The organism is Streptomyces sp. NPDC001315 (assembly GCF_042896175.1).
Classification (GTDB): domain Bacteria; phylum Actinomycetota; class Actinomycetes; order Streptomycetales; family Streptomycetaceae; genus Streptomyces.
Genome location: NZ_JBIAWZ010000056.1, coordinates 1 through 1743, shown reverse-complemented (window position 1 = coordinate 1743; position 1743 = coordinate 1). Strand labels below are relative to the sequence as shown.

The 1743-nt window shown below is 69.7% G+C and carries 1 protein-coding gene; it reads right to left on the bottom strand.

The genetic code is table 11. The features are described 5' to 3' along the window. Nucleotides 1-24 precede the first annotated feature (24 nt). Nucleotides 25-1698: an IS1182 family transposase gene (locus ACFY16_RS43085; protein WP_390652685.1), complete on the bottom strand. Its 1674-nt coding sequence runs from the start codon at nt 1696-1698 to the stop codon at nt 25-27. Nucleotides 1699-1743: the final 45 nt, after the last annotated feature.

The window sequence follows — 1743 nt, the reverse complement described above, 5'->3', positions numbered from 1 at the left end:
GATGCTGTTGGTTAATCCGGGGTCTTACGCCTTCTTCGCCCCGTCGGCCGTCTGGTCGGCGGGGCGAAGTCGTGCGAAGTGGCTGGTGCGTGTGCGGGCCCGGGGCGTGCCGGTGAAGTGGGCATCGAGGCGGGCGAGGTTGATTGCTGCGCCGGTGAGCTGGTGCTGGAGGCTGGTCTTGGTGAGGCCGCGGTAGCGGGATCTGCGCAGGCCGCAGCGCTGGACGGCCTGGGAGATGGTGCCCTCGACTCCGGCGCGGATCTTGTAGCGGTCTTTCCAGGCGTCGGTTCGCTGCTCGGCTCGGGCTGCCTGGACGACTTCGTGTTCGTCGCGGTGGCGCAGGTTGAGCTCGCGGCGTTCGGCCTTGGGTGAGTTCACGCATGCGCGCAGGTGGGGGCAGCTGCGGCAGTCGGCGGGGCTGAAGCGGATCCGGATGACGGGCAGGCCCTGCTGCGAGTGCCGGTGGTGCCACTGGGTGCTGGTGATCCCGTTCGGGCAGGTCACCTGCTCGCGGTCCCAGTCGATGGTGAACGCGTCCTGTCCGAAGGGGCCGTCGGCCGACGCGGCGGTGTTGGCGGCCATCGGCCCGTGCAGGTCGAGGCCGTGGTCCCTGCGGGCGGCGACAACCTGGCCGGCGGTGGGGTATCCGGCGTCGACCCAGTGCTCACCTGGCAGACAGTCCCGTTCGGCCAGCGAGTCATGGATCTGCGGGACCGTCACGCTGTCGTGGACAGTGGCGACGGTGGTGGCCACGTTCGTGATCAGGTTCGGGGCGTCCGGCTCGCAGGTCTCGGTCAGGTGGACCTTGTATCCGTCCCACAGGGTGTCGCGTTTGACGCTGCCGCGGGCCTGGGTGTCATAGGGGGTGACCAGGCGCGACGCGCCCGGCGGGCGGTCTTTTGGGTCCCGGCGCCTCACCTCGCCCGCCACCAGGTGGAAGTGCTGGACCCACATCTGCCGCAAGGTCTCCACCTCGGCCAGGGTGCCCAGGCCGGTCGGTGCGTCTGCGGCGAGGACCGCCGCCAGCAGGCGCATCCCGTCCGTCCCGATCCGCAAGCCCACCTCGTCGCGTTTGGCTCGGGCCTTGGGAAACCGGGAATCCTCGGCCCTCGTGGCGTAGTGCCGGAACCAGTCCGGCTCGGCAACCTCGGCCAACCAGTCCGGGGCGGCCTGGGCGAGCGCGTTGAGCGCTGATCGCAGTGTCTCTGCCACCATCTCCAGCCAGGACAGCTCACGCGCCGACGACAGCACATGTGTGGCATCGGTGCGGGCTCGGCCCCCTGTCTTGAGCAGGCCCTTCTCCCGGGCCGCGATCAGGATGCCGTCCAGCACCCGCCGCCCGGCATCCGCTTCTACCAGCCGGTCCCTAAACTCCGACAGCACCGAGAAGTCGAAACCCGGATCGTCCAGCTCCAGGCCGAGGGCGTACTTGAAGTCGATCCTGGCCCGCACCGCCTCCGCGGCCTGCCGGTCGGTCAGTCCCTCGACGAACTGCAACACCAGCACCAGCGCGAGCCGCGCCGGCGACCATGCTGGCTTGCCCCGTACCGGGAACAGGTCCGCGAACTCCTCATCCGTGAACAGCGGTCCCAGCTCGTCCCGGACCCGGATGGCCAGGCTCCCCTTCGGGAACGCTGCCCGCGCCACCCGCACCGTCTCCGCCGGGATCTCCCCAGATCCCTTCGGCTGCATCGACATCTGCACCCACCCCATACGACAACGTCGGCCTTCAAGACCACAACC

Coding starts and splice junctions, on each gene's coding strand:
- ACFY16_RS43085 (WP_390652685.1), bottom strand. CDS start 1,698: ATGTCGATGCAGCCGAAGGGATCTGGGGAGATCCCGGCGGAGACGGTG.